This is a genomic window from Palleronia rufa (assembly GCF_000743715.1).
In the GTDB taxonomy this organism is placed as follows: Bacteria; Pseudomonadota; Alphaproteobacteria; order Rhodobacterales; family Rhodobacteraceae; genus Palleronia; species Palleronia rufa.
In genome coordinates, this window is the sequence record NZ_JQEY01000007.1 from 172,680 (window position 1) to 180,593 (window position 7,914).

The 7,914-nt window shown below is 68.3% G+C and carries 8 protein-coding genes; 3 read left to right on the plus strand and 5 right to left on the minus strand.

The window, feature by feature from the left end:
- The first annotated feature begins 23 nt into the window (after positions 1-23).
- Both dxs and KW83_RS11390 read left to right on the plus strand, forming a co-directional pair.
- Positions 24-1,949, plus strand: a complete 1,926-nt coding sequence (gene dxs / locus KW83_RS11385; protein WP_036178609.1) for a 1-deoxy-D-xylulose-5-phosphate synthase — start codon at positions 24-26, stop codon at positions 1,947-1,949.
- Between the two features lie 166 nt (positions 1,950-2,115).
- On the plus strand, positions 2,116-2,667 hold the full coding sequence (locus KW83_RS11390) for a redoxin domain-containing protein (protein WP_036178611.1): 552 nt from the start codon (positions 2,116-2,118) through the stop codon (positions 2,665-2,667).
- A 26-nt stretch (positions 2,668-2,693) separates the two neighbouring features.
- Here the strand turns inward: KW83_RS11390 and KW83_RS11395 are convergent, their stop codons facing one another.
- From KW83_RS11395 to KW83_RS21485, 5 genes are all read right to left on the minus strand, one after another.
- Positions 2,694-4,025 (minus strand): TrkH family potassium uptake protein, encoded by a 1,332-nt coding sequence (locus tag KW83_RS11395; protein WP_200879678.1) that lies wholly within the window; start codon positions 4,023-4,025, stop codon positions 2,694-2,696.
- Entirely contained in the window at positions 4,026-4,685 is a 660-nt protein-coding gene (locus KW83_RS11400) for a potassium channel family protein (protein WP_036178613.1), read from the minus strand.
- Position 4,686: 1 nt separating this feature from the next.
- Entirely contained in the window at positions 4,687-5,538 is an 852-nt protein-coding gene (locus tag KW83_RS11405) for an SDR family oxidoreductase (protein ID WP_036178616.1), read from the minus strand.
- The gene (locus tag KW83_RS11410; RefSeq protein ID WP_036178682.1) at positions 5,535-5,966 is read right to left on the minus strand and encodes a DUF1810 domain-containing protein; all 432 of its coding nucleotides are present in this window, start codon (positions 5,964-5,966) and stop codon (positions 5,535-5,537) included. Before KW83_RS11410 ends, KW83_RS11405 begins: the two co-directional genes overlap by 4 nt.
- Before the next feature lie 1,196 nt (positions 5,967-7,162).
- Positions 7,163-7,342 carry a hypothetical protein gene (locus KW83_RS21485; RefSeq protein ID WP_235191411.1) on the minus strand — a complete coding sequence of 60 codons (180 nt, stop codon included), beginning with the start codon at positions 7,340-7,342 and terminating at the stop codon, positions 7,163-7,165.
- Here KW83_RS21485 and KW83_RS21490 point away from each other — a divergent pair.
- The gene (locus KW83_RS21490) at positions 7,341-7,604 is read left to right on the plus strand and encodes a phage protein GemA/Gp16 family protein (RefSeq protein ID WP_235191374.1); all 264 of its coding nucleotides are present in this window, start codon (positions 7,341-7,343) and stop codon (positions 7,602-7,604) included. The two genes, KW83_RS21485 and KW83_RS21490, sit on opposite strands and share 2 nt — an antisense overlap.
- Positions 7,605-7,914 lie beyond the last annotated feature (310 nt).

A 7,914-nucleotide genomic window follows, 5' to 3' on the forward strand; every position in this document is an offset into this window, starting at 1 on the left:
CGCCCGCGTATCAGGAGGGGACCATGACCGAACGCCCGACGACCCCGATGCTCGACCGGATCGGATCGCCCGCGGATCTGCGCGGCCTGGACGACGCGGCTCTGCGCCGGGTGGCCGACGAGCTGCGGGCCGAGACGATCAGCGCCGTCAGCGAGACCGGCGGCCATCTGGGCGCGGGGCTGGGCGTGGTCGAGCTGACCGTGGCGATCCATGCGGTGTTCGACACGCCGCGCGACCGGCTGATCTGGGACGTGTCGCACCAGTCCTACCCGCACAAGATCCTGACCGGGCGGCGCGACCGTATCCGCACCTTGCGCCAGAAGGGCGGTCTGTCGGGCTTCACCAAGCGCAGCGAATCGCCCTACGACCCGTTCGGGGCGGCGCATAGCTCTACCTCGATCTCCGCGGCGCTGGGCTTTGCGGTGGCGCGGGATCTGGGCGGTGCGCCGGACCCGTCGCTCGGCGACGCCATCGCGGTGATCGGCGACGGCGCGATGAGTGCGGGCATGGCCTATGAGGCGATGAACAACGCCGGTCACCTGGGCCGCCGGCTGATCGTCATCCTGAACGACAACGAGATGTCCATTGCCCCGCCGGTCGGAGCGATGTCGTCCTATCTGAGCCGCCTCTACGCGGGCGCGCCGTTCCAGGAACTCAAGGCCGCCGCCAAGGGGGCGGTGTCGATGCTGCCGCCGCCGTTCCGCGAAGGGGCGAAGCGGGCCAAGGATCTGCTCAAGGGCATGGCCGTGGGCGGCACGCTGTTCGAGGAGCTGGGGTTCTCCTACATCGGTCCCATCGACGGGCACGACATGGACCAGCTTTTGCCGGTGCTCAGGACCGTGCGGACCCGCGCCGACGGGCCGGTGCTGATCCACGCCATCACCCGCAAGGGCAAGGGCTACGCCCCGGCAGAGGACGCGTCGGACCGCGGTCACGGGGTGTCCAAGTTCGACGTGCTGACGGGCAGGCAGGCCAAGGCCAAGTCGAACGCGCCGTCCTACACCAAGGTGTTCGCCCAGTCGCTTCTGGACGAGGCGGCGCGGGACGAGCGGATCTGCGCGGTGACGGCGGCGATGCCGGACGGCACCGGGCTGAACCTGTTCGCGGAACGCTACCCCAGCCGCTGTTTCGACGTGGGGATCGCCGAGCAGCACGGCGTCACCTTTTCCGCCGGGCTGGCCGCGGGGGGGATGAAGCCGTTCTGCGCGATCTATTCCACCTTCCTGCAGCGCGGCTACGACCAGGTGGTGCATGACGTGGCGCTGCAGCGCCTGCCGGTGCGGTTCGCCATCGACCGGGCGGGCCTTGTGGGCGCGGACGGGGCCACCCACGCGGGGGCCTTCGACGTGGCGTATCTGTCGAACCTGCCGGGCTTTACCGTCATGGCCGCGGCGGACGAGGCCGAGTTGAAGCATATGGTCGCCACCGCCGTCGCGCATGACGACGGGCCTATCGCGTTCCGGTTCCCGCGCGGCGAGGGGACCGGCGTCGAGATGCCCGAGCGCGGCGAGGTGCTGGAGATCGGCCGCGGCCGGATGATCCGCGACGGCTCCGGCGTGGCGATCCTGAGCTTCGGCGCGCGGCTGAAGGAGGTGCTGGAGGCGGCGGACGCCCTGGGCGCGCGCGGGATCTCTCCGACCGTCGCGGACGCGCGTTTCGCCAAGCCGCTGGACGAGGATCTGATCCTGGACCTGGCCGCGCGGCACGACGCGCTGATCACCGTGGAAGAGGGCGCCGTGGGCGGTTTCGGCAGCCATGTGGCGCAGTTGCTGGCCGAACGCGGCGTGTTCGACCGCGGGCTTCGCTATCGCTCGATGGTGCTGCCGGACATCTTCATCGACCAGGCCAGCCCGCGCGACATGTACGCGGTCGCCGCCCTCAACGCTGAGGACATAGAAGCCAGGGTGCTGTCGGTCCTGGGCGTGGACACCCTTCGGACGCATGGCTGACACACCTTAGGCGGATTGTCGCCCAACTGTCACAGTCACGTGAGCGGATACCCGCCGATGCAAACTTTGATTGCATCGATCACCAGGTTGTATCAACTCAAGGTAGAGCCCGCGCGGGGAGCACGGGCCGTCTAGCGACGGATGGGACGACATGTTGCACACGAGAATGAGGCCGGAAGACATCATCGCGCAGGCCATGCCGGGGACCTGGAGCGCGGAGTCGCGGATGCTGATGGTCGGCGACGTCTTTCCCGACATCTGGGCCGACAGCACCGTCGGCGGGATCGAGTTCCACGACTGGGCCCGGGGGCATTACACGATCTTCTTCAACCACGCATCGGCCTATTCGGACGTGGCAGAGGCCGACATGGTCGCCCTGGCGCAGGCGCAAGCCGATTTCTCGGCCCATGGCACGCGGCTCATGGGACTTTGCCAGAGCGATTCGCTGACCGAACGCATGTGGCTCGACGCGCTGGAGGAACGCGCCGGGGTCGAGATCGCCATTCCGGTCCTGTCCGACGAGGACGGCCGCATCGCGGAGATCTGCGGCATCGATACCCAGACCCGCCGGTCGCGGATGCCCAAGGCCAAGACCTTCGTGATCGGGCCGGACCTGCGGATCCTGGCGGTCAGCGCCTATGCGGCCGCGGTGCGGCGCTCTCCGCAGGAGCTCTTGCGGATGCTGGCGGCGATGCGCGCGGCGGGGGCCGACGCCTAGGCCGTGCGGCCGCGACACGGCAGCCGCTAGCCCAGATAGATCTGCCCCTTGGGATAGCGGACGCGCGGCGCCGCCTGGGTGGCCAGGAAGAAGCCCAGCACCAGCGGCCCGACCCGGCCCAGGAACATGATCACGATGATCACCGACCGGCCCCAGCCTTCCAGCGTGCCGGTCGCGCCCATGGACAGGCCCACCGTGCCGAAGGCCGAGGCGACCTCGAACGACAGCACGAGAAACGACGAATCGTTGAAGATCGTCAGCAGGAACAGCCCGCTGAACACCAGGATGACCGATACCGTGGTCAGCGCCATGACCTTCTGCACCTCTTCGGTGCGGATCGCCCGGCCGAAGGCGCTGAGTTCCTTGCGGCGCTTGAAGAAGGCCAGAGTGGCAAGCACCAGCACCGCGGCGGTGGTCAGCTTGATCCCGCCCGCGGTGGAGGTCGACCCGCCGCCGATCACCATCAGCGCCATGGTCATCAGCGCCGTGGAGTCCCGCATCGCCGTCGTGTTCACCGTGTTGAACCCCGCCGTGCGCGGCGTGACCGCCTGGAAGAACGCCGCCTGAAGCTTGCCCAGGGGACCGCCGTCCACCGCGCCCAGCGTGCCCGGATTGTTCCATTCCAGCGCCGCGAACCCCGCGAAGGCCGCGACGATCAGGACCGGCGTCCCGGCGAGCATCAGCTTGGAATGCAGCGCCAGCGGACGCCAGGCCCGCTTTTGCGCGACATCGGCCAGCACCACGAACCCCAGCCCCGACACGATGAAAAGCCCCGGCACCGTCAACGTCACGATCGGATCCGTCGCGTAATCCGACAGGGAGTTGGAGAAGGTCGAGAAGCCGGCGTTGTTGAAGGCCGACACGGCATGGAACAATGCGTGCCACATACCCGTCGCCCAGCCGAAATCGGGCACGAAGACGATGGACAGAAGCACGAAGCCGATCAGCTCGCAGGCCAGCGCCAGCTTGAAGATCATCTGCACGAGCGCGATGAGATTGCTGAGCGAGGTCTGGTTCAGGTCCTCGCGCAGGACGATGCGCTGCGGGATACCGAATGAGATGCCGAGCGCCGAGAGGAGCAGCGCGGCAAAGGTCATCAGCCCCAGACCGCCCATCTGCATCAGCACGATGAGGATCCCCTCTCCGGCCGTGGTGAAGGCCGCCGGGGTGTCGAGCACGATCAGCCCGGTCACGGTCACCGCCGAGGTGGAGGTGAAGATGGCGTCCGACCAGGTGATCGGCCCGGTATGGGACAGGGGCAGCTTCAGCGCCGCCGCGCCGACCGCGATGAAGATCAGGTAGAACAGCGCCAGCATGCCCGGCGCCGGCAGCCTCTTCAGCCAGTTGCCGAAGTTCATCTAGAGCGACGCCGTGAAGTCGCGCAGGTTGCTCCGGCGCCCGAGCAGGAGGAGCATGTCGTCCTCCTCCAGCTGGCAGGCCTCACCGTCGCGGCCGATGAAATGGGTGCCGCGCATGACCCCCAGGCCGCGGATGTCGAAACTTTCCAGGTCCAGGTCCGACAGATGCCGGCCGTTCAGATCGTCCGGGACGCGCATGTTGACGACGTGGAACGTGTTGCCCAGCGACACGTAATCGCGGATCAGCGGGTTGTGCAGCATCTGGGCGACCTGGTTGCCGACCATCTGCTCGGGGTGGACGACGCGCTCTGCGCCGATGCGCGTCAGGATTCGGTGGTGCGTCTTGGACACGGCCTTGGCCCAGATCTTGTCGATGCCCACCAGCGACAGGTTCATGGTCGCCAGAAGGCTCGCCTCGATGTTGCGGCCCAGCGACACGACGCCCACTTCGCACTCGTCCAGGCCCGCGTCGCGCAGCGCGGCTTCGGACCGCGCATCGACGATCAGCGCCTGGTCGAGGACATCGGCGTGCTCCGATACCCGGTCCTCGTCCAGGTCGACGCCGATGACGTAATTCCCGAACCGCTTGAGTTCGGTCGCCACGGTCGAGCCGAAATTGCCCAGGCCGATGACGGCGAAGTTGGTAGGATGGGTGGGCATGTCAGTCCTCTCGGGTCAGCAGGGCGGCAAGCCCTTCGCGGTAGCTAGGGTAGGCCAGCCGGACGTGCAGGTCACGCTTGATGCGACCGTTCCGCACACGCTTCGATTCGGCGTAGAAGCTGCGCGCCATGGGACTGAGGTCCGCGGCGTCGAAGGCGATTTCGGGCGGGCGGGGCAGGCCCAGCAGGTCGGCGGCATGGGCGATGACCTCCTGCGGCGGGGCGGGGTCGTCGTCGCAGACGTTGTAGACGGCGCCCGGATCGGGCCGGTCGATGGAGGCCAGGCACACGGTGGCGATGTCCTCCACATGGATGCGGCTGAACACCTGTCCCGGCTTGACGATCCGCCGCGCGGTGCCGGCCCGGACCTTGGCGAAGGGGCCGCGGCCGGGGCCGTAGATCCCCGCCAGGCGGAAGATATGGAGCGGCAGGCCGGTGTGGCGGGCGATGTCCCGCCAACCGGTCTCGGCCCGGACCCGCGCTTCGCCGCGCGCGGTGGACGGGTTCGGAGGCGTGTCCTCGTCCACCCAGCCGCCGCCGTGGTCGCCGTAGACGCCGGTGGTGGACAGATACCCGAACCACGCCAGCCGCGTGGCGGCCAGGTCGTCGCCATGGGCCGTGAGCACGGGGTCGCCGTCGTCGCCCGGCGCGACGGAGTGCAGCACATGGCTGGCCCAGCGGATGTGGGGCGCAAGGTCGCTGCCGGGCCAGATCACCGGGGTGACGGCAGTGCCGGCGATGGCCCCGGCCCGGTCGGCCGACCGGGTGGTGCCGCGCACCTCCCATCCGCGGGCGATCAGCCGGGAGGCCAGCGCGCGGGCGGAATAGCCGTGGCCGATGGACAGCAGCCTCATGGCGCGATCCGCTGCCGCGTGGCGCCGCAGGGCCGCCCGTCGAAGAAGAGCGCCAGCGTGCGGTCGAAGGCGTCCGGTGCATCGGGGCAGGCGGCGAAGAGCGTGGCCGAGGAGCGCAGCTTGGCCGCATCCACGGGGCCGAGGATGGTCGCGGCGGGCGTGCCCGCATGGCGGTGCAGCACCTCGTGCATCTCCGCCAGCCGGGGCCCGAGGACCGGGTGCGCCAGGTAGGCGCGCGCCTCCGCCGGCCCGGCGATGGCGTAGCGACGGGCCATGTCGGACCGCCCCAGCCCCGCGACCTGCGGGAACACGAACCACATCCAGTGGGTGCGCTTGGCCCCTGCGGCAATCTCGGCCCGCGCGCGGTCGTGGATGCCCTCCTGCGCGTCGAGGAACCGGCTGAGATCGAAGGGGTCTGCGTCTGTCATGGACGATGACGTGGCGCTGAGCCTTCGCGCGGCAAGGCGCCGGTCCGGCATCGGGCGCGCGCCGCCCTTCATCTTTCCCCAAATATACCGGCGGAGTCGCCGCAGGCGACGTGACCGCTTTCGACAGGTTTGCACCGCCCCGAAAAAACGACAAGCAAAATCAATGGCCTGAAGATAGGCGTTTCGCTGGATTTGTCACATTGAGGCGGTGAGAGGGGGTTTCCCGCGCGCTGACGGTGCGAAAAGCCCAATGAACTCAATGGTCGTTCTTGCAAGGTGTGGGCGACGACCCCGCACCCGACGCATCATTTCGCGCGGTCAAGGAGCGTCGCGATTAGCGAAGATGCTTCCGTGAGGCGCTGCCGATCTCTGGTCAGTGAGGCGTCGGGATTTTCGAAGTCGGTATGGATCGAGCGCCGCGCTGCGTGGTGTGCCGTGTCGGAGCCATCGTCCATCGTCTCCATCATGTCTGACGGAGCGGCGGCCGATACCATCCAGAATGCCGCGCTTGCGGGATCGAACGTTTCCTTGACTGCGAGGTCGTCTTCGCCGCGGTTTCACCGAACAGCCGTGTGGACCGAAAGGGCGCTACTCGGAACGCCTCTTTCTGGTGATTGCCCACCCCATCGGAGGTGCCGACTGAGCTCCGCCTCGATAAGTCGGACAGTGACGCAAGCTGCGGTCTGACGTCTTCCGGTCCCCAGGAACGAGGAGATCGGGACATGTCGAAACGCGGGAACCACGATGCGGGCTTCAAGGCGCGCGTGGCGCTGGAAGCCGTTAGGGGCGAGCGCACCGTGTCGGAGCTGGCGGCGGAATACGGCGTTCATCCGACGATGATCCACCAGTGGAGCGAGACCTTGTCCGGCTGCCCATCGGGGCGCCATCGGTTCGAGCCCGACAGGCGACGGTCCGAGGACAATGGCGCGCGCTGCTCGAGGGGGCATCGGACATCTTCGAGCGCGGCGGGAAGAAGGCCGAGGTCGACGACGGGACGGTGCGGTCGCTGCACGCCAAGATCGGGTGAATGGGCGGGCAAACGCCATAGGTCCGAGAGAGCCCGCCCATGCCGTCGCCGACGATTTTCTTCACGAAAGCTCAAGCCCTGGACCGGCAAGTGAGGCGCGGGATGATCGAACGCACTCACCCCACGCTGCCGGTCGGGGCGCAATGCCGCCAGGGGAAGCCGCGGTGCTCTACGGCGGCGGCCAGGCCGGAAAGGACGCGCCATGAGCATCGCCAAGCGGCAGATCGCGCTGCTGCATGTCGCGAAAGGCAAGCTCGACCTGTCGGAAGAGCACGACCGCGCGACCTTGGTCCACATGGCGGGTGTGACCAGATCCACGGCCCGACCAGGACGGGTTCGACGCGATCATGGGGGTCCTCGCGTGGATGGGGCTCCGGCCCCTGGCGAAGACCGGCCCGAACGGCGGCGACCGGCCCGGCATGGCGCGCTTCGCGCAGCTCGAACCGATCCGCGTCCTGTGGGCCGAATGGACCAAGGGCGCGGGCACGGCGGACGGACTGAACACGTGGATCGAACGAACCTTCCACGCGTCGAGCCTGCGGTTCCTCACGAAGGGCCAGGGTCGGAAGGCAATCACGGCGCTCAAGGCGATGGAGGCCCGCGCGGCCTGAGCGACGCACCTGCGAAGATGAAGGGCGGCGGTCGCGCGGGTCGCCGCCCTTCGGCGTTTTCGCTAGACGCGCTGAGCGGCCCGATGAGCGCCATCTTCTCCATTCGGCCCCCCGGGTCCTGAAACCCGAGTTGGCCACACAGACCCCTTTAACTGGTATTAAATGGACGCGTTGCGTGCCGTTCCTCGGGGCCGATTGGCGTCTGCCGTTGAAATCGGCCCCAAAAGGGGGTATTTCGAGGGTGACGCGCCTGAGCCAGTCGGAGCACCCGGTCGTGTGCCGGGAGGGATGCGTTCCGCCCCTCCAGGCG